This is a genomic window from Streptomyces sp. NPDC053673, from assembly GCF_055585225.1.
Window position 1 is genome coordinate 216,447 of sequence record NZ_JBVJKN010000007.1, and the last position, 16,199, is coordinate 232,645.

The 16,199-nt window shown below is 69.3% G+C and carries 21 protein-coding genes and 1 pseudogene; 10 read left to right on the forward strand and 12 right to left on the reverse strand.

Features of this window, described 5'->3' with window-relative positions; genetic code table 11:
• Positions 1 to 7 precede the first annotated feature (7 nt).
• Positions 8 to 1,477, forward strand: a complete 1,470-nt coding sequence (locus ACZ6ZQ_RS13740; RefSeq protein ID WP_469768721.1) for an MFS transporter — start codon at positions 8 to 10, stop codon at positions 1,475 to 1,477.
• 63 nt (positions 1,478 to 1,540) lie between these two features.
• Entirely contained in the window at positions 1,541 to 2,191 is a 651-nt protein-coding gene (locus ACZ6ZQ_RS13745) for a Uma2 family endonuclease (protein WP_469768722.1), read from the forward strand.
• A 111-nt stretch (positions 2,192 to 2,302) separates the two neighbouring features.
• On the opposite strand, the gene ACZ6ZQ_RS13750 is transcribed toward ACZ6ZQ_RS13745, so the two are convergent.
• From ACZ6ZQ_RS13750 to ACZ6ZQ_RS13770, 5 genes and pseudogenes are all read right to left on the reverse strand, one after another.
• Positions 2,303 to 2,530 carry a DUF6243 family protein gene (locus ACZ6ZQ_RS13750; protein WP_469768723.1) on the reverse strand — a complete coding sequence of 76 codons (228 nt, stop codon included), beginning with the start codon at positions 2,528 to 2,530 and terminating at the stop codon, positions 2,303 to 2,305.
• A 216-nt stretch (positions 2,531 to 2,746) separates the two neighbouring features.
• Positions 2,747 to 2,962 (reverse strand): hypothetical protein, encoded by a 216-nt coding sequence (locus ACZ6ZQ_RS13755; RefSeq protein ID WP_453666052.1) that lies wholly within the window; start codon positions 2,960 to 2,962, stop codon positions 2,747 to 2,749.
• 98 nt (positions 2,963 to 3,060) lie between these two features.
• Positions 3,061 to 3,469 (reverse strand): annotated as a pseudogene (locus tag ACZ6ZQ_RS13760) (response regulator transcription factor); the annotation flags it as partial.
• A gap of 103 nt (positions 3,470 to 3,572) precedes the next feature.
• Positions 3,573 to 4,955 (reverse strand): glycine--tRNA ligase, encoded by a 1,383-nt coding sequence (locus tag ACZ6ZQ_RS13765; protein ID WP_469768724.1) that lies wholly within the window; start codon positions 4,953 to 4,955, stop codon positions 3,573 to 3,575.
• 66 nt (positions 4,956 to 5,021) lie between these two features.
• The gene (locus ACZ6ZQ_RS13770; RefSeq protein ID WP_469768725.1) at positions 5,022 to 6,476 is read right to left on the reverse strand and encodes a peptidase M16 family protein; all 1,455 of its coding nucleotides are present in this window, start codon (positions 6,474 to 6,476) and stop codon (positions 5,022 to 5,024) included.
• Between the two features lie 109 nt (positions 6,477 to 6,585).
• On the opposite strand from ACZ6ZQ_RS13770, the gene ACZ6ZQ_RS13775 reads away from it, so the two are divergent.
• The 4 genes from ACZ6ZQ_RS13775 to ACZ6ZQ_RS13790 all read left to right on the forward strand — a co-directional run bounded on the left by ACZ6ZQ_RS13775 (position 6,586) and on the right by ACZ6ZQ_RS13790 (position 9,730).
• Positions 6,586 to 7,572 (forward strand): metal ABC transporter substrate-binding protein, encoded by a 987-nt coding sequence (locus tag ACZ6ZQ_RS13775; protein ID WP_469768726.1) that lies wholly within the window; start codon positions 6,586 to 6,588, stop codon positions 7,570 to 7,572.
• A 26-nt stretch (positions 7,573 to 7,598) separates the two neighbouring features.
• On the forward strand, positions 7,599 to 8,357 hold the full coding sequence (locus tag ACZ6ZQ_RS13780) for a metal ABC transporter ATP-binding protein (protein ID WP_469768727.1): 759 nt from the start codon (positions 7,599 to 7,601) through the stop codon (positions 8,355 to 8,357).
• 2 nt (positions 8,358 to 8,359) lie between these two features.
• On the forward strand, positions 8,360 to 9,253 hold the full coding sequence (locus ACZ6ZQ_RS13785) for a metal ABC transporter permease (RefSeq protein ID WP_469768728.1): 894 nt from the start codon (positions 8,360 to 8,362) through the stop codon (positions 9,251 to 9,253).
• A 66-nt stretch (positions 9,254 to 9,319) separates the two neighbouring features.
• Positions 9,320 to 9,730: a Fur family transcriptional regulator gene (locus ACZ6ZQ_RS13790; RefSeq protein ID WP_453668320.1), complete on the forward strand. Its 411-nt coding sequence runs from the start codon at positions 9,320 to 9,322 to the stop codon at positions 9,728 to 9,730.
• 57 nt (positions 9,731 to 9,787) lie between these two features.
• Here ACZ6ZQ_RS13790 and ACZ6ZQ_RS13795 read toward each other — a convergent pair whose 3' ends face one another.
• The 4 genes from ACZ6ZQ_RS13795 to ACZ6ZQ_RS13810 are packed head-to-tail and all read right to left on the reverse strand — an operon-like array spanning position 9,788 to position 12,162.
• Entirely contained in the window at positions 9,788 to 10,345 is a 558-nt protein-coding gene (locus tag ACZ6ZQ_RS13795; RefSeq protein WP_469768729.1) for a YcxB family protein, read from the reverse strand.
• Positions 10,346 to 10,390: 45 nt separating this feature from the next.
• Complete coding sequence (locus tag ACZ6ZQ_RS13800; protein WP_469768730.1) at positions 10,391 to 11,230, reverse strand: isoprenyl transferase; 840 nt, start codon at positions 11,228 to 11,230, stop codon at positions 10,391 to 10,393.
• 30 nt (positions 11,231 to 11,260) lie between these two features.
• Positions 11,261 to 12,010 (reverse strand): DNA repair protein RecO, encoded by a 750-nt coding sequence (gene recO / locus ACZ6ZQ_RS13805; protein WP_469768731.1) that lies wholly within the window; start codon positions 12,008 to 12,010, stop codon positions 11,261 to 11,263.
• Positions 12,007 to 12,162: a hypothetical protein gene (locus tag ACZ6ZQ_RS13810; RefSeq protein WP_469768732.1), complete on the reverse strand. Its 156-nt coding sequence runs from the start codon at positions 12,160 to 12,162 to the stop codon at positions 12,007 to 12,009. Before ACZ6ZQ_RS13810 ends, recO begins: the two co-directional genes overlap by 4 nt.
• Positions 12,163 to 12,274: 112 nt before the next feature.
• On the opposite strand from ACZ6ZQ_RS13810, the gene ACZ6ZQ_RS13815 reads away from it, so the two are divergent.
• Positions 12,275 to 12,550 (forward strand): hypothetical protein, encoded by a 276-nt coding sequence (locus ACZ6ZQ_RS13815; RefSeq protein ID WP_469768733.1) that lies wholly within the window; start codon positions 12,275 to 12,277, stop codon positions 12,548 to 12,550.
• Entirely contained in the window at positions 12,547 to 12,957 is a 411-nt protein-coding gene (locus ACZ6ZQ_RS13820) for a twitching motility protein PilT (protein WP_469768734.1), read from the forward strand. The genes ACZ6ZQ_RS13815 and ACZ6ZQ_RS13820 overlap by 4 nt, the downstream gene beginning before the upstream one ends.
• A gap of 4 nt (positions 12,958 to 12,961) precedes the next feature.
• Here the strand turns inward: ACZ6ZQ_RS13820 and ACZ6ZQ_RS13825 are convergent, their stop codons facing one another.
• Entirely contained in the window at positions 12,962 to 13,180 is a 219-nt protein-coding gene (locus ACZ6ZQ_RS13825) for a hypothetical protein (RefSeq protein WP_469768735.1), read from the reverse strand.
• Positions 13,177 to 13,392 carry a hypothetical protein gene (locus ACZ6ZQ_RS13830; RefSeq protein ID WP_469768736.1) on the reverse strand — a complete coding sequence of 72 codons (216 nt, stop codon included), beginning with the start codon at positions 13,390 to 13,392 and terminating at the stop codon, positions 13,177 to 13,179. The genes ACZ6ZQ_RS13825 and ACZ6ZQ_RS13830 overlap by 4 nt, the downstream gene beginning before the upstream one ends.
• 121 nt (positions 13,393 to 13,513) lie before the next feature.
• Between ACZ6ZQ_RS13830 and ACZ6ZQ_RS13835 the strand changes: the two genes are divergently transcribed.
• Positions 13,514 to 14,368: a helix-turn-helix domain-containing protein gene (locus ACZ6ZQ_RS13835; RefSeq protein ID WP_469768737.1), complete on the forward strand. Its 855-nt coding sequence runs from the start codon at positions 13,514 to 13,516 to the stop codon at positions 14,366 to 14,368.
• Complete coding sequence (locus ACZ6ZQ_RS13840) at positions 14,350 to 14,628, forward strand: DUF397 domain-containing protein (protein WP_469768738.1); 279 nt, start codon at positions 14,350 to 14,352, stop codon at positions 14,626 to 14,628. Before ACZ6ZQ_RS13835 ends, ACZ6ZQ_RS13840 begins: the two co-directional genes overlap by 19 nt.
• Before the next feature lie 42 nt (positions 14,629 to 14,670).
• Here ACZ6ZQ_RS13840 and ACZ6ZQ_RS13845 read toward each other — a convergent pair whose 3' ends face one another.
• The gene (locus ACZ6ZQ_RS13845; protein ID WP_469768739.1) at positions 14,671 to 16,119 is read right to left on the reverse strand and encodes a hypothetical protein; all 1,449 of its coding nucleotides are present in this window, start codon (positions 16,117 to 16,119) and stop codon (positions 14,671 to 14,673) included.
• Between the last annotated feature and the right edge of the window lie 80 nt (positions 16,120 to 16,199).

Here is a 16,199-nt window from a genome sequence, read left to right on the forward strand (position 1 = left end):
TGCATGCATGCCTGTGTCCGAGCGCGAGCCCGAGCCGAGCCGCCGGCGACGACTCCTGATCCTGGCGATCTGCTGTATGAGCCTGCTGATCGTCAGCCTGGACAACACCGTCCTCAACGTCGCCCTGCCCTCCATACGCCAGGAACTGGACGCCACGGTCGCCGGTATGCAGTGGACCATCGACGCCTACACCCTCGTCCTCGCCTCACTGCTGATACTCGCCGGGTCCACCGCCGACCGGATCGGCCGCCGCAGAGTCTTCAAAACCGGGCTCGTCCTCTTCACGCTCGGCTCCGTCCTCTGCTCGCTCGCACCCAGCCTCGAATCGCTCGTCGCGTTCCGCATGGTCCAGGCGGTCGGCGGGTCGATGCTCAACCCGGTCGCCATGTCGATCATCACCAACACCTTCACCGACCCGCGCGAGCGCGCCCGCGCCATCGGTGCGTGGGGCGGCGTCGTCGGCATATCGATGGCCGCGGGACCGGTCGTGGGCGGCCTTCTCGTCGAGACGGTCGGCTGGCGCTCCATCTTCTGGATCAACGTCCCGGTCGGCCTCGCCGCCCTCCTGCTCACCTGGCGCTACGTCCCCGAGTCCCGCGCCCCGAAGCCGCGCCGCCCCGACCCGGTCGGCCAGCTCCTCGTCATCGCGCTCCTCGGCTCGGTCACGTACGCGATCATCGAGGCTCCCGCCGAAGGGCTCGGTGCCGTGCTCCCCTTCGCCGCGATCGCCGTGACCGCCCTGGCCGGGCTGCTGCTGTACGAGCGCAGGCGCGACGAACCTCTCATCGACATCCGGTTCTTCCGCTCGGCGCCGTTCAGCGGGGCGACCGTCATAGCGATCACCTCGTTCGCCGCGCTCAGCGGCTTCCTCTTCCTCAACACCCTTTATCTGCAGGACGTACGCGGACTGTCCGCGCTGCAGGCCGGCCTGTACATGCTGCCCATGGCCGCGCTCACCTTCGTCTGCGCACCGCTGTCGGGCCGTCTCGTCGGCAGTCGCGGCCCGCGGCTGCCGCTGATCGTCGCCGGGGTCTCCATGGCCGCGTGCGGGCTGCTCTTCGCCGCGTTCGAAGCCGAGACGACCACGGCGCTCCTCTTCACCGGCTACGTCCTCTTCGGCCTCGGCTTCGGCATGGTCAACGCCCCCATCACCAACACCGCGGTCTCCGGAATGCCCCGCTCCCAAGCCGGCGTGGCCGCCGCGGTCGCCTCCACCAGCCGGCAGACCGGCGCCACCCTCGGAGTCGCGGTCATCGGCTCGGTCCTGGCGGCGGGCACGAGCGCCGCCGCGCATGCGACGGGCTTCGTCGAGGCGAGCCGCCCCGCGTGGTGGATCATCATGGGCTGCGGGCTGTCGGTGCTGCTGGTCGGACTCGCGACGAGCGGGAGTTGGGCGCGCGCCACCGCGGAGCGCACCGCACGGCAACTGGAGTCGGCGGCGGTGCGGGTGCCGGTGGACAGCCGTATGTCGTCCTGATTTCCGCGAACCGCGGATCACTGTCACACCGGGTCACTACGCTGAGTGTTCAGAACATCACGCGTGGCTGTCTGGCCCGTGCACATGGGAGGGCGCATCATGACACTGATGCTTGAGCGACCGATGACGATAGAGATTCCCCACGGTTCACCGCTCTTCGAGGCGCTGTGCCAGACCTTGCTGACCATGGAGGTGCCCGACGGCTACCGGGCAGAGATCGTCGGGGGAAACATCGTCATGTCGCCGTGGTCGAGGGGCTTCTACCTGCCCATCATGCGGTCCATCCGCTCGCAGCTGGAACCGCACGCACCCAAGGGCCACTTCGTTGACCATGCACCATTTCTGTTCACCTTTCCCGGTATGGAGCGGGCGTACGGCCCCGACATTTACGGTGCCGCTGAATCCGCCTTCCAGGGCGAAGGCCGATATGTCGACGGCGAGGCCCTCTCCTTCGTCTGTGAGCTGACCTCCTCCTCGACCCGGCTCGTGGACTGGCAGGACAAGGCTCCGGTCTACGGCAAGTCGGGCGTGCCCGTGTATCTGCTGATCGACATGCAGGAGGAGACCGCCTCGGTGTTCTGGGGGCCGTCCTCGAAGGGTTACCTGTCACGCACGACGGTCGCGTTCGGCGGCAAGCTCGAGATTCCCGACCCGTTCGGCTGTGAGCTCGACACGTCGACGTTCGCGGTACCCGCCGAAGCCACCGACGGCTGAAGCCCGCCAGCGCGGCGTCGGCGATGAGCGCCCGCAAGTCGCACGTGCAGGGAAGGCCGAGGGGCCCGGACCACATGAAGTGATCCGGGCCCCTCGTTCGATGAGTGAGCGTCAGCTCTGCGCGTCGGCACCGCCTTCGGTGGCCGGCTGCGGCTGCTCGGCCTGATCGGCCTGCTTGCCCTGCGCGCGCTCGCGCATCTTGCGCAGCAGCTCCTGCTTCTGGTCGGCGGTCGCCTTGCGGTCGGCGTTGCGCGCCGGACCGTTGCCCTGCTGGTCGGCGCGGGACAGCTTCTTCCGCTGTCCGCCCACGCCGAGGAGGTTGTTACGGCTCTTGGCCACGGGATTCTCCCATCGTGGTGAGAAGTGGTCCTGGTGTCAGCTGGTGGGGGCGGTACGGAGCCGCCACACTCTCACTCGTAGATCTGGAAGAAGGAGGACATGGGCCGACGGTACCGGGCCCCGAGCCGGGCGGGCATCCGGATTTCCGTCGTGTCGAGGGCGCACCCCGCGCATGCGCCGAAGCGGCATCGGCCCGCCCGTCGGCCCGCCGGCCCGTCAGTCCGTCCGGTCCCGCGCCGGGTCGACCGTCGCCTGGTGCGCCTCCGCGAGGTGCTCCTCGGCCTTGAGCCACGGCAGGAACTGCGTGCCCTTGCGCCAGCCGCAGGTGTCGCAGGTCAACGCGCGCTGCATGCCGGACTTCTTGACGTGCACGACATGCTCGCGGCCGTGCTGATCCCATCTGCTGACCTTGCTGGTGGTCATGGACGGCATCGTTCCTCCTGGTGACGAATGCGCCCAGTGTGCAGCAGGACCAACATCAACAGCACTACCTTGTCGTGCTGTTCTCCCGGGCGTCGCCCGCCGGGCACTCAGCCGCCGCGCTCCAGGAAGCGCGGCACCGCGAGCACCCTGCGGTGGTCGGCCTCGGCGCGCGGCAGATCGAGTTTGCTGAGGATGCTGTTGATGTGTTTGGCGACGGCGCTCTCGCTGACGACGAGGCGGCCGGCTATGCCGGCATTGGACCGCCCCCCGGCCATCAGGGCCGGCACTTCCCCCTCGCGCTCCGTCAGCCGTTCGAGCGGATCGCTCTGCCGCCGCACCAGAAGCTGTGCGACGACCTGCGGGGCCAGGGCGGTTCCGCAGTCGGCGACCCGCCGCAGCACGTCGATGAACTCCCCCACATCGGCGACGCGTTGTTTGAGGAGATGGCCGATGCCGCTGGTGCCGGCGGCGATCAGCTCGGCGGCGCAGCTCCTCCACGTACTGCGACAGCATCAGTGCGCGGCTCTGGCGATACGGGGGTGCGGGCGTCGGCACTCAGGCGTGGACGCAAAAAGGCCGGCCGGGCTGCGGGCCCGGCCGGCCCTTTATGGGGCTCGCGTCAGCAGCCGATGAGACGGGTCGCGAGGTAGCCCTGGATCTGGTCCAGGGAGACGCGCTCCTGCTTCATGGTGTCGCGCTCGCGCACGGTGACCGCGTTGTCGTCGAGGGTGTCGAAGTCGACGGTGACGCAGTACGGGGTGCCGATCTCGTCCTGGCGGCGGTAGCGGCGGCCGATGGCACCGGCGTCGTCGAACTCGATGTTCCAGTTCTGCCGGAGGTCGGCGGCGAGGCCCTTGGCCTTCGGGGAGAGCTGCGGGTTGCGGGACAGCGGCAGCACGGCGACCTTGACCGGCGCGATGCGCGGGTCGAGGCGCATCACGGTGCGCTTCTCCATGACGCCCTTGGCGTTCGGCGCCTCGTCCTCGTTGTAGGCGTCGAGCATGAACGCCAGCATCGTGCGGCCGACACCGGCGGCGGGCTCGATGACGTACGGGGTCCAGCGCTCGCCGGCTTCCTGGTCGAAGTACGACAGGTCCTGGCCGGAGGCCTTGGAGTGGGCGTTCAGGTCGTAGTCGGTGCGGTTGGCGACGCCCTCGAGCTCGCCCCACTCGCTGCCGCCGAACTGGAAGCGGTACTCGATGTCGGCGGTGCGCTTCGAGTAGTGGGAGAGCTTCTCGGCCGGGTGCTCGTACCAGCGCATGTTCTCCTCACGGAGACCCAGGCCGGTGTACCAGTTCCAGCGCTGCTCCATCCAGTACTCGTGCCACTTCTCGTCCTCGCCGGGCTTGACGAAGAACTCCATCTCCATCTGCTCGAACTCGCGGGTGCGGAAGATGAAGTTGCCCGGCGTGATCTCGTTGCGGAAGGACTTGCCGACCTGGGCGATACCGAAGGGCGGCTTGCGGCGCGAGGTCTGCTGGACCTGGGCGAAGTTGGTGAAGATGCCCTGGGCGGTCTCGGGCCGCAGGTAGGCGACGGAGCCGGAGTCCTGCGTGGGGCCGAGGTGGGTCGAGAGCAGACCGGAGAACTGCTTGGGCTCGGTGAACTGGCCCTTGTTGCCGCAGTTGGGGCAGTTGATGTCGGCGAGGCCGTTCGCCGGGGTGCGGCCGTGCTTCTCCTCGTACGCCTCCTCCAGGTGGTCGGCGCGGAAGCGCTTGTGACAGGAGGTGCACTCGGTGAGCGGGTCGGTGAAGGTCGCGACGTGACCGGAGGCCTCCCAGACCTCGCTGGCAAGGATCACCGACGAGTCGAGACCGACGACGTCCTCACGCGAGGTGACCATGTAGCGCCACCACTGGCGCTTGATGTTCTCCTTGAGCTCGACACCCAGCGGCCCGTAGTCCCAGGCGGCACGCTGTCCGCCGTAGATCTCGCTGCACGGGTAGACGAACCCACGGCGCTTGCTCAGGTTGACGATCGTGTCGATCTTGTCGGCGGCCACGGTGCTCTCTTCATTACGACGACGAAGTGCGAATGCTTCAGATTACCGGCGCCCACACCCCCCGTATCAAATCGGTCCGCCCCTGCACTCCCGGAAGCGCAGATGCGGGGCCACCTGCCGGGATATCCGCTCATGGATCTCGGCCCCGGACCGGTACCAGTCGGGGTGATACGTGATCGAGGCACCGCTCTCGCCGTAGAGCGTGCAGGTCCCGGAGTCGTCCGCAGAGAGGCCCGCGACAGCGTGCCAGGGGATCGTGATCGCCCCGGTGGGCCACCACCGGGTCACGCCTTCATCGCCGATGAACAGGCGGGATCGCCACGGCGCCGGTCCGCGCAGCCTGGGCCGGTACTCGTCGGCAGTGGTGAGCAGCCCGGCGGGGACCGGAGGCAGGGGGGTGAAGGGCGCCGCCGGATCCGGCTCGCAGTGGTGGGGCATGCCGAGCAGTACGGAGCCGGGGTAGTCGGCGAAGGCGCTGTGGACGGTGTCCGTGGTCAGGGCGTGAAGGGCGTCGCGCAGTGCGGCCCGGTCACGGGCGTCGAATCCGGCGAGGTGGTCGCTTGCGGCAGCGTCGACGAGGTCCTCGGTGACGGCGGTGTCGCCGAGGGCGGTGAGGGCGTTCGCGCGGACGGTGTCGACTTCCCGGGCGGTGGGGCCGTGCTCGGCGAGGTCGCGCAGGGTGGTGTCGAGCGCGGCGGCGGCCCGGGGTGCGCCGGGTGCGTCCGTTTCGGCGGTGACGAGGGCGATGCTGCGCCCGTCGCCGGTGGGGTGTGCGTTCCAGGCGAGGTCGCCCACGCTGCCGTCGGCGGTTCCTTCGTGCTGTTCGACGCGGCTCAAGGCGATGAGCAGGCCGTACACGGGTTCCGTGGTGGCCATGTGGAAGGAGAGCCCGACGGTGTCCCCGGCCCCGCACGGCCGCTCGTACCAGGTGCCGCCGACGTAGAGGGCGGGCACCTGGCGTGAGCGGGTGTTGCGAGGGCCGTCGGGGAGGGACAGGCGCAGCCCCTGGGGCGGCCGGCCGGTGAGGGAGAGTGCCGCGTTGCCGCGGACGAAGAAGCGGGCGGTCCAGTCGCGGATGTCGTCGGCGGTGAGGTTTCCGAGGCAGGGATCGAAGGCCTCTCTGCCGTAACCGCGGAACCCGTATCGGGCGTGGTGGTGCTCGACGAGGATGCCGGGCCAGGTGCTGTCGAGCTGGGCCTGGAGGCGACGGGCCGTGCGTGGCAGGACGTCGACGGGAGGGTCGCTGAGGGCGTGGCACGCGGCGGTGAGGGCCTCCGCGACGTCCTCGGGTTCGCCCTCGGCCCGGAAGTCGGTCTGGTGGAGGCTGGATCCGCAGTCCCATGCGGCACGTAGGTCGAGTGAGGAGAGCGCGGAGGCGACGAGGTCCTGGAGGAGCTGGGTGATGCCCCGCCGTGCGAGCGTCTCGTCGGCGGGACCCACATGGAAGGCGAGCCGGGCGGTGAGGGGGCCCGGGCCTTCGTCCCAGAATGCGGGGATGCCGTCGATCTCGGTGCGCTGCATGGCGGCACTGTACGGGGCTGATCACCAAACGTCGCAGGGGGATTGCGAGGAGGTCACGGGGCGCTGATTTTATTGACAATCGTTTCCAGGTTTGTTGAAAATGACTGTCATGAACGTACGACGCCTCATACCCGCCACCGCCGTCTCCGGAGCGGCTGCACTGTCCCTCGTCATGCTCTCCGCGTGCTCGGGGTCCTCCGGTGCCTCGACCGGTGGCAAGAGCGACGGCAAGCTGGATGTGGTGGCGTCCTTCTACCCCATGCAGTATCTCGCCGAGCAGATCGGCGGCGACCATGTCGAGGTCACCACGCTCACCAAGCCGGGCGTCGAGCCGCATGACCTGGAGCTGAAGCCCAGGCAGGCGTCGGAGCTCCGCCAGGCCGACTACATCCTCTACCTCAAGGGCGTCCAGCCCGCCGTCGACGACGCGATCGCAGAGGCGGGCGTCGAGAACACGGTGGACGCCGCCACCCTCACCAAGCTCGAGAACCACGGCGCCGAGGTCGGCCACGACCACGGCCACGAGGGCGAGAGCCCCGAGGAGCACGCCGGGCACGAGGGCGAGGAGAGCGGCACCGGAGACCCGCACATCTGGCTGGACCCGGTGAAGTACGCCGAGGTCGCCAAGGGCGTCGGCGCCTCGCTGGAGAAGGCCGACCCGGCCCACGCCGCGGACTACAAGAAGAACACCGACGCACTGGTGACCAAGCTGGGCGGTCTCGACACCAAGTTCGCGCAGGGCCTGAAGAACACCGACACCAGGACCTTCATCACCACCCACTCCGCGTTCGGCTACCTCGCCGAGCGCTACGGCCTGGAGCAGGAGGGCATCGCCGGACTCGACCCGGAGAGCGAGCCGAGCCCGGCCCGCGTCAAGGAGCTCCAGACCGTCGCGAAGCAGGACAAGGTCACCACCGTCTTCTTCGAGACGCTCGCCAGCGACAAGACCGCGAAGACCCTCGCCAAGGACACGGGCCTGAAGACGGACGTCCTGGACCCGCTGGAGGGAATCACGGACCAGTCCAAGGGCGATGACTACATCGCGGTGATGGAGTCCAACCTCGCCGCGCTGCAGAAGGCCCTCGGCGCAAAGTGACCGCAGCAGCATCGGAGGCGCAGTCCATGGAACCCGTCATATCCGTCCGTGGGGCCAGGGCCACCCTCGGCTCACGCCAGGTACTGCGTGGCGTCGACCTCACCGTGCACCACGGTGAGGTCGTCGCGCTGCTCGGCGCCAACGGCTCGGGCAAGTCGACGGCCGTACGGTCGGTGATCGGCCAGGTGCCGCTCACCGAAGGCACCGTCCGCCTCTTCGGCACCGAACTCCGCCGCTTCCGCGAGTGGTCGCGCGTCGGGTACGTACCGCAGCGCACGACCGCGACGAGCGGGGTTCCCGCGACGGTCCGCGAGGTCGTCTCGTCAGGTCGGCTGTCCCGTACGAAGCTGCGGTGGCCGTCCCGGCAGGACCGCGCGGCCGTGGAGCGCGCGATCGAGCTGGTGGGGCTCACGGACCGGGCGAAGGACTCGGTGAGCGCACTGTCCGGCGGACAGCACCAGCGTGTGCTGATCGCCCGGGCGCTGGCCGCCGACCCCCAGCTGCTGATCATGGACGAGCCGATGGCGGGAGTGGACCTCGCCAGCCAGGAGATTCTCGCCGGGACGCTGCGCGAGCAGGTCGCGGCCGGAACGACCGTGCTGCTCGTGCTGCACGAGCTGGGTCCGCTGGAGCCGCTGATCAACCGCGCGGTGGTGCTGCGCGACGGCTGCGTCGTCCACGACGGTCCGCCGCCGGAGGCCGTCGGCCAGCACGCACTGCCCGGCCACGACCACGTACATCCGCACGCGGCCGACGAGCCGCTCCGCACGGGACTGCTCACCTGATCATGGAACTCCTCCAGGACCCCTTCATGCAGCGGGCGCTGCTGGCCGCCGTGCTGGTCGGCATCACCGCGCCTGCCGTCGGCATTCATCTGGTGCAGCGCCGGCAGGCGCTCATGGGCGACGGCATCGGCCATGTCGCGATGACCGGCGTCGGCCTCGGTTTCCTGCTCTCCAGCAATCCCGTGTGGATGGCGACGCTCGTCGCGGTCGTCGGCTCGGTCGCGATGGAGCTGATCCGGGCATACGGGCGTACGCGCGGCGACATCGCGCTGGCGATGCTCTTCTACGGCGGTATGGCGGGCGGCGTCATGCTGATGAACCTCAGCGGCACCGGCTCGAACGCCAAGCTCACCTCTTATCTCTTCGGCTCGCTCTCCACGGTCTCCGACGAGGACGTCACGGCGATCTGCCTGCTCGCGGGCTTTGTGCTGCTGGTGACGGTCGGGCTGCGGCGGCAGCTGTTCGCGATCAGCCAGGACGAGGAGTTCGCCCGGGTCACGGGTCTTCCGGTGCGGGCGCTGAATCTGCTCGTCGCCGTGACCGCCGCGGTGACGGTGACGGTCGCGATGCGCGTGGTCGGTCTGCTGCTCGTCAGTGCGCTGATGGTGGTGCCGGTGGCCGCCGCGCAGCAGATCACCCGGTCGTTCGCGGTGACGTTCGTCGTGGCCGTCGCGATCGGCGTCGCGGTCACGCTTTCGGGCACGGTCGCCACGTACTACCAGGACGTGCCGCCGGGCGCGACGATCGTGCTGCTGGCGATCGCGATATTCGTGCTGCTGACGGTGCTGGCGGCACCGCTGGCCAGACGGCGTGCGAAGGCCCTGGACGCGGCCGCGGCGGAGTGCGATCTTGATGTTCCGGCCAACCGCCGCCCGGCCGACGACGTCAACGTCTGACCGGGCTCCGAGTCCCGCCTGGCAGAATGGCCCGACGAGGAGCGGGCGGAACGTAAGGAGGCACCTGTGGCGACTGCTGGACCCCCCGTACGCGGCCGGTCGACGCGGCAGCGGGCCGCGGTGGCGGCCGCGCTGGACGAGGTGGACGAATTCCGCAGTGCGCAGGAGCTGCACGACATGCTCAAGCACCGCGGTGATTCCGTCGGCCTGACCACCGTGTACCGGACGTTGCAGTCCCTCGCCGATGCCGGCGAGGTGGATGTGCTGCGCACCAGCGAGGGTGAGGCGGTGTACCGGCGCTGTGCGTCCGGTGAGCACCACCACCATCTGGTGTGCCGGATGTGCGGCAAGGCGGTCGAGGTCGAGGGCCCCGCGGTGGAGCAGTGGGCGGAGACGATCGCGGCGCAGCACGGCTATGTGAACGTGGCGCACACGGTGGAGATCTTCGGTACGTGCGCGGAGTGCGCGCAGAAGTGACCCGAGGTACGTGAAGGGGCCCGCACCGGATGCCGGTGCGGGCTCCTTTCGCGTCCGTCAGACGCGGGTGGTGTGCCGGTCCAGGACGGCCCGCAGGCGGTCGGCGTCGCCCGGCGTGCTCAGCCCCTCCTTGGGGAGGACCTCCAGACACATGATGTTGGGGTCCCGGCTGAGGAGGACGAAGTGGCCGGGTGTCTCCCGGTAGCCCTGGAGGACGGACCACTTCTGGATCAGCGTGCTGTGGTCGGTGCTGCAGGTGATCCCGGCCGCGGACACGGTGGCGCGGTACTCGCCCTGCCACCCGACGATCTTCTGTACATGGGCGGCTTGTATCCGCGGATAGCCCCACACCAGCAGGACGACGAACAGGAGCACAACGGTCTGGCCCGGGTCGACGCTCCCCCGGCCCATGGTGGTCAGCAGCCAGAACACCGCCCACAGCGCGAGGAACGCGCCCCGCAGCCACAGCCCGGTCCGCTTGATCCGCTCGCGGACCCGCAGCCCGACCAGTGTGTCGGCGGGCTGGGGCCGGTAGACCAGCTCCACCTGCTCATCGCTCGCGCCATGGGCTCCGTGCCCACCGCGCTCGTCACTCAAGCCCTGCGCTTCGGTCACGGCCCCTCCCCCTGTCCTGGACGAGCCGTGATCGTAGCGGGCGGGTCAGGCAGCCGGGTCCTTGCCCTGCATCGCGAGGATCTCCTCGTTCGGGATCGCGCCGCCGAAGCGCCGGTCGCGCTGCGCGTACTCCAGGCAGGCCCGCCACAGGTCGCGGCGGTCGAAGTCGGGCCACAGCACGTCCTGGAAGACCATCTCGGCGTAAGCGCTCTGCCAGATCAGGTAGTTGGAGGTGCGCTGCTCGCCGCTCGGGCGGAGGAAGAGGTCGACGTCCGGCATGTCCGGGTAGTACAGGTACTTCTGGAGGGTCTTCTCGTTGACCTTCGACGGGTCGAGCCTGCCCGCCTTCACGTCCGCCGCCAGCGCCTGTGCCGCGTCCGCGATCTCCGCGCGCCCGCCGTAGTTCATGCAGAAGTACAGCGTGAGCCTGTCGTTGTCCTTGGTCTGCTCCTGCGCGATCTGGAGCTCCTTGGCCACCGACTTCCACAGCTTGGGCATCCGGCCCACCCAGCGCACCCGGATGCCGAGTTCGTCGAGCTGATCGCGGGTCTTGCGGATGAAGTCGCGGTTGAAGTTCATCAGGAAGCGCACTTCGTCCGGGGAGCGCTTCCAGTTCTCGGTGGAGAAGGCGTACAGGGAGATGTTTCCGACGCCCATCTCGATCGCACCCTGCAGCACGTCCAGTACGCGCTCGGCGCCGACCTTGTGTCCCTCTGTGCGCGGCAGGCCGCGTTCCTTGGCCCAGCGACCGTTGCCGTCCATCACGATCGCCACATGCTCCGGCACGAGCTCACCGGGGATCTTCGGCGGGCGGCCCCCCGACGGGTGCGGCTCGGGGACCTTGTACTCGCGGCGGGAACGTCCCAGGATTCCGCGTCGTGCCATGGGGGTCACACTCTCCTAGCTTTCGCTTCCCTAGCTTTTCTCTACGTACCGCAGTGAGCGCAGTCCGCGCTCAAGGTGCCAGTGCAGATAGGCGGACACGAGTCCGCTGCCCTCCCTCACGTGGCGCGCCTCGCACGCTTCCGCCGTGTCCCAGTCGCCCGTCAGCAACGCGCTGAGCAGTCCGACGGCCTCAGCAGAGGGTACGACGCTGCCGGGCACCCGGCAGTCGGCGCATATGACTCCGCCCGCCGCGACCGAGAAGAACCGGTTCGGGCCGTGGATACCGCATTTCGCACAGTCCTCGAAGCTGGGCGCGTAGCCGTTGACGGCGAGGGAGCGCAGCAGGAACGCGTCGAGGATGAGGTGCGGCGGGTGCTCGCCGCGCGAGAGGGAACGGAGCCCGCCGACGAGCAGCAGATACTGCTGCACGGCAGGCTCGCCCTCGTGGTCGGTGAACCGTTCCGCCGTCTCCAGCATGGCGGTGCCCGCGGTGTACCGGGCGTAGTCGGTGACGATCCCGCTGCCGTACGGAGCGATCGTCTCGCTCTGCGTACACAGCGGCAGCCCGCGCCCGACCAGCTCACTGCCCCGCGCGAAGAACTGCACGTCCACGTGCGAGAACGGCTCCAGCCTCGCGCCGAACTTCGACTTGGTGCGGCGCACGCCGCGGGCGACGGCACGGATGCGGCCGTGCCCGCGGGTGAGGATCGTGATGATGCGATCGGCCTCGCCGAGCTTCTGCGTCCGCAGGACGATCCCGTCGTCCCGGAAGAGACTCATCGCACGCCCCCACGGGTGTCCGGCCGGGGGTTCGGGCCCGCGGCGGAGCCGCAATGGGGAGCAGCTCCCCCGGAGAAGCACAGCATGATCCGGTCCGCTTCACCCAGCTTCTGGGTGCGCAGCACGATGCCGTCGTCGCGGAACAGGCTCATGGGGCCATTGTCCCGTACGGCGACGGGGCGGTGGGCGGGGGTCGTCACTCATGGGGGTGAGCCAGATGCTGCGGCGTGGCGCAACATGGACGCTGTCGGTAAGACTCAGGGTATGAGCCTTGAACGCGTCACCATCACCATTCCGGGCGAGACGCTCGAAGCCGCGAAACAAGCTGCGGAACGGGAGGGCCTGAGCGTCTCAGCCTGGCTTTCTCGGGCAGCCGAAAAGGCAGCGAAGATCGAGGTCGGTCTCGCGGCGGCCGAGGAGGTCCTGGCCGAGCTCGGCCCGCCGACTCCGGACGAGCAGGCATGGGTGGATTCCGTCATGGAGATGGTCACCCGCCCGGCGCCTGCGGCATCCGCGGACTCAGACCACGAGGCGGCGTGACTGTGACCATCCTGCGATCTCTGGTGTATGACGCCGGGGCTCTGATTGCCGCCGAGCGCAACCAGCTGGTTCTCTGGCGCATGCACCGCGCCTATCTGAACGCGGGAGGTGTGCCGGTCGTGCCGTCGCCCGTTGTCGCGCAAGTCTGGCGGGATGGCGCCCGTCAGGCTCGCTTAGCCCGTTTACTGAATGGTTGCGATGTTCTCCCACTGGAAGCAGCGTTGGCCCGGCGGGTAGGAGAACTCCTCGGGCGCGCAGACGTCGTGGACCCTGTTGACGGAGCTGTCGCGGTGGTCGCCGCAGACGCCGCGGCGGGAATCATCACTTCGGACCCCAAGGACATCCAGCACCTCCTGGACCATCTGGGCCCGTCCGGGAAGCGTGCAGAGGTAAAGGCTCTGCGCTGACCACTCACGGAACTTCGCCGCGGCTACGGGCGTTCGCGTGCGCCGTCGCCGCACGGAGGCGCTCCGTCGCGGTGGCGATGCGCAGCACCTCGGGGACGCAGTCCCATTCACGGCCGCCGCCGATCGGCCTGAGCTGGGCGTACGGCCCCACGTACGCCATGACTCTCCCGACCCGGCCGGTGCTCGTGTCGATCACGTACGACCCCACGGCCGGTGCGCTCATCGGTCCGTCGCCTCTCCCGGCAGCGCGGCGGCCATGCGCCGCGCGGTCTCGACGGTGCACCGGCCCAGCTCGACCAGCACCCTCGGGTCCCCGCCGGCACAGGACACCGGGTCCAGTCGCAGCGACGGCAGGGTCACTCCGACCCGGGCGAGCGCATCCCGCAATTCGGCCACTGCTGCCTCGGCGTCTTCGAGACGGTCCAATTCCTCCACGGCTCTCCTTCCTCGTCCCCCGGTACTTTTCTCTCTTCCCATCTCGAGTGTGAAGACACAGACCTAAAATCGACAGACATACGCGCGCTACAACTGCACGGCAGCACAAAGGAGTTAATCCATGGCCAACGCAGGTAAGGGGCGGTGGGCGGGTTCCAGGCAGGCGGCCTGGGAGTTCTTCGGCCTGGAGCTCAAGCGGAGGCGGGAGGCGGCGGGGCTGACGCAGGGGGAACTGGGGCACCGGGTATTCGTATCCGGGGGCTACATCGGCCAATTCGAACAGGCTATTCGGAAGCCTCAGAAGGATGTGGCGGTGCGGCTCGATGAGGTACTACAAACCGATGGCTTTTTCGAGCGGATGTGGCGAAAGCTGATCGACAAGTCGCCGTACGCGGAGTACTTCGCGGAGGTGGCAGAGCTGGAGGCGCTCGCGACGAAGATCTGCGAGTTCGCGCCCACGGTCGTGCCGGGTCTGTTGCAGACCGCCGAGTACGCGCGGGCGGTCACGCTTGCGGCCAACCCGTTCGTCATCGAGGAGTACGTCGAGGAGAAGGTCACGTCCCGGCTGGAACGGGCGCACATCCTCAAGGACGCTACAAGGCCAGAGTATTGGGCGACGCTGCACGAGAACGCCTTACGCGTCCCCGTCGGTGGCCCGGCCGCGATGGCCCGGCAGTTGGAGCACATCGCGGCCACGGTGCGGGAGCGCAAGGCGCTGGTGACGGTGATCCCGTGCTCGGCAGGGGCACATGCGTACATGACCGGGACTCTGAAACTCATGGAGTTCGAGGACGCGCCGCCAACCGCCTATACAGAGACGTCGTTTTCAGGGACTCTGCTGGACGATCCGGCAGTGGTGAAGCGCGCACAGCGCGCATACGATCTGCTCAGGGTCGCCGCGCTGTCGCCGGAGGCGTCCCTGGCCCTGATCGAGTCGGCGGCTGAGGACTACAGACGATGCCCGAGTACGACCTGAGCAACGCCCGCTGGCGCAAGAGCAGCTACAGCAACGGCGAGGGCGGCGACTGCGTCGAAGTGGCGTACGACTTCCCTGGCGCCGCCCCCTGGCGCAAGAGCACCTACAGCGGCGGCGACGGCGGCGAGTCCTGCGTCGAGGTCCTCGACGACATCCCCGGCGTCGTCCCCGTCCGGGACTCCAAGAACCCCACCGGCCCTGCCTTGATCGTCCCGGCCGCCGCCTGGGCCGCTTTCGTGGACGGCGTCGTCAAGGTCTGACAGCGGTCCGGTCCCGGGCCGGGTGGCCCGGGACCGGGAGCGTCAGGCGACGAGCTTGCCCTTGCCGCTGGCGAGCGGCCATTCGCGGTGGAGGCTGCCCAGCGGGATGCGCTTCTGGAAGATCGGCGTTCCGAAGATGGAGAGCTGGAGCTGGAGGTTTCCGCTCAGGTCGAAGCCGCCGTGGACGGCCCAGGAGCCGGTCACGCTCGCGGTTCCGTCCGTCGACGCGGTGGCAGTGACCTCGCCCTCGCCGCGGACGTAGGGGGCGAAGTCGGCGGCGAGGCCGACCATGCCGTACAGACCGACGGACGCCTCGGCGCCCATGGCGGCCTTCGCGCGGCCCGCGGCGGTGACGGTCGCCGTCACCGGAGTGCCCTTCACCTCCGAGGTGGAGACCGGGGTCCAGCCCTTGAAGGGCGCGTAGCTGCCGCCGACCCGGAAGTCTCCCTTGACGCTCTGCTGGACGTCGAGGGTGATGCGGCCGTCGGCCTCGATCTGGAGGTAGCAGGTCAGGTCGAGGTTGACGACGACGGGCACCGGGCCGACCTGGATCACGGGGTCGGCGTGGAGCTTGGCGAAGGGGATGCGCTGGGTGGCCTTCGCGGAGGCGCGGCCCTTGAGCGCCCACTGCGCGCTCCAGTCGCCGCTCATACCGAGGAACGCGCCGTCGGGGCCGGCCTTGCCCGCCTGGCCGTTGGCGCTGCCGTCGTAGGAGAACTCCACCTGCGGTGCCAGCTGGACGTAGCCGGAAACGGATGCGGCGGCGGACACGGGTGCGTCCTCGGGGGTGGCCAGGGCCGCTCCGACGTCGAGGCGCAGGCTGCCGAGGGGCAGCTTCGCCCCGCTGGGGCCGAACGTGGCTCCTCCGGTCTTGGCCCAGGAGAGCTTGACGCCCTTGACCAGTGGCTCGACGTCGAAGGTCGACGGGTCGACGGGGACTTCGCCGTCGGCCTTGTCGTCCGCGAGGAGCGCGCTGAGCGTGGCGGGCTTGGTGGAGACCTCAGTGCCCTTGTCCGTGCTGCCGACGACCTCGGTGACCTCGGCCAGCAGACCGTCGGGCGCGCCCGGTGCGGGCGCGCTGGCGATGACGTCGCCGGTCTTGACCGGGGCGTCCGCCGACGGGCCGGCCGTGGGATCGGTGGTGGGCGCGGTGGTCGGCGCGGCCGTGGGAGCGGTCGAGGGGCTCTTGCGCGGGCTGGATATGACGGCGCGTCGGGTGCGCTTGTCGTAGGCGGCGACCTTGAGCGCGCTCTTCTTCGCGCTTGTGCCCCTGCCTGCCGGCCGGGCCACGGCCGTCGGGGTGGGCGCTCCTTGCGGTGCCGCTTCGACGTCGAGCTGTTCGCTCCCGCCGGCCGTCGCCGCCGTGGCGGCGGCGGGGGTGGGCCCGGCTGCGGGGTCGGCGGCGTGGTCGGGGGTGGCCGAGCATCCGCTCGCGGCGAGCGCGAGCGAGGTCAGCGCGGGGACCAGGAGTCTCCTGGTGAGCTTACGCACGGGGGTGTCCTCCGGCGATGAAAGATGAGGGGGGTGGCAGCTGCTTACTCGTAAGTAACAGCGGCGGAATCATGTCACGC

What these genes read in the sequence shown, in the direction of transcription:
- ACZ6ZQ_RS13740 (WP_469768721.1), top strand. Translation starts at nt 8, where the DNA reads ATGCCTGTGTCCGAGCGCGAGCCCGAGCCGAGCCGCCGGCGACGACTC.
- ACZ6ZQ_RS13755 (WP_453666052.1), bottom strand. Translation starts at nt 2,962, where the DNA reads ATGCCGTCCATGACCACCAGCAAGGTCAGCAGATGGGATCAGCACGGC.
- ACZ6ZQ_RS13770 (WP_469768725.1), bottom strand. Translation starts at nt 6,476, where the DNA reads ATGCAGCGCACCGAGATCGACGGCATCCCCGCATTCTGGGACGAAGGC.
- ACZ6ZQ_RS13775 (WP_469768726.1), top strand. Translation starts at nt 6,586, where the DNA reads ATGAACGTACGACGCCTCATACCCGCCACCGCCGTCTCCGGAGCGGCT.
- ACZ6ZQ_RS13780 (WP_469768727.1), top strand. Translation starts at nt 7,599, where the DNA reads ATGGAACCCGTCATATCCGTCCGTGGGGCCAGGGCCACCCTCGGCTCA.
- ACZ6ZQ_RS13785 (WP_469768728.1), top strand. Translation starts at nt 8,360, where the DNA reads ATGGAACTCCTCCAGGACCCCTTCATGCAGCGGGCGCTGCTGGCCGCC.
- ACZ6ZQ_RS13800 (WP_469768730.1), bottom strand. Translation starts at nt 11,230, where the DNA reads ATGGCACGACGCGGAATCCTGGGACGTTCCCGCCGCGAGTACAAGGTC.
- recO (WP_469768731.1), bottom strand. Translation starts at nt 12,010, where the DNA reads ATGAGTCTCTTCCGGGACGACGGGATCGTCCTGCGGACGCAGAAGCTC.
- ACZ6ZQ_RS13810 (WP_469768732.1), bottom strand. Translation starts at nt 12,162, where the DNA reads ATGAGCCTGTTCCGCGACGACGGCATCGTGCTGCGCACCCAGAAGCTG.
- ACZ6ZQ_RS13815 (WP_469768733.1), top strand. Translation starts at nt 12,275, where the DNA reads ATGAGCCTTGAACGCGTCACCATCACCATTCCGGGCGAGACGCTCGAA.
- ACZ6ZQ_RS13825 (WP_469768735.1), bottom strand. Translation starts at nt 13,180, where the DNA reads ATGAGCGCACCGGCCGTGGGGTCGTACGTGATCGACACGAGCACCGGC.
- ACZ6ZQ_RS13835 (WP_469768737.1), top strand. Translation starts at nt 13,514, where the DNA reads ATGGCCAACGCAGGTAAGGGGCGGTGGGCGGGTTCCAGGCAGGCGGCC.
- ACZ6ZQ_RS13840 (WP_469768738.1), top strand. Translation starts at nt 14,350, where the DNA reads ATGCCCGAGTACGACCTGAGCAACGCCCGCTGGCGCAAGAGCAGCTAC.